The 516-nt window shown below is 33.9% G+C and carries 1 pseudogene; it reads left to right on the forward strand.

The features are described from left to right. Nucleotides 1–54: 54 nt before the first annotated feature. Nucleotides 55–516: pseudogene (locus tag IU405_RS14555) on the forward strand (esterase); the annotation flags it as partial.

Raw genomic sequence — 516 nt, forward strand, 5'->3', positions numbered from 1 at the left:
CATGAGAATAAGAATCAAAAGGTTACCAAAATATATTTGATTGGTGATTCAACTATGGCAGATTATTCTGGAGATTATGAAAAAGGGAAAGATTATTATAAAACAAGGTTTCCAATGACTGGTTGGGGGCAAGTTTTCCAATCTTTCATGGTTTTTGATAGTGTCCAAAAATTAAAACCTTTAATCATTTCTGATAGCGTTATTGTAGATGACAGAGCAAGAGGAGGAAGAAGTACTAGAACATTTTTTCAAGAAGGAAGATGGAGAGCTGTATATGATAATTTAAAAAAAGGCGATATTGTTCTTATGCAATTTGGACATAATGATGCAGCTGTTGATAAACACGAGCGTTACGTAAATATTGAGGGTTTTAAGGAGTTTTTAAGATTATTTGTAAGCCAAGCTAGGGAAAAAGGAGCCATTCCAATTATATTGACACCTGTGGCAAGAAATTATCCTTGGAAAGATGGCAAATTAGAAAATGTGCATGGAGAATATGACACTGCTCCAAAAGAG

The organism is Polaribacter sp. BAL334 (genome assembly GCF_015767435.1).
Lineage (GTDB): Bacteria > Bacteroidota > Bacteroidia > Flavobacteriales > Flavobacteriaceae > Polaribacter.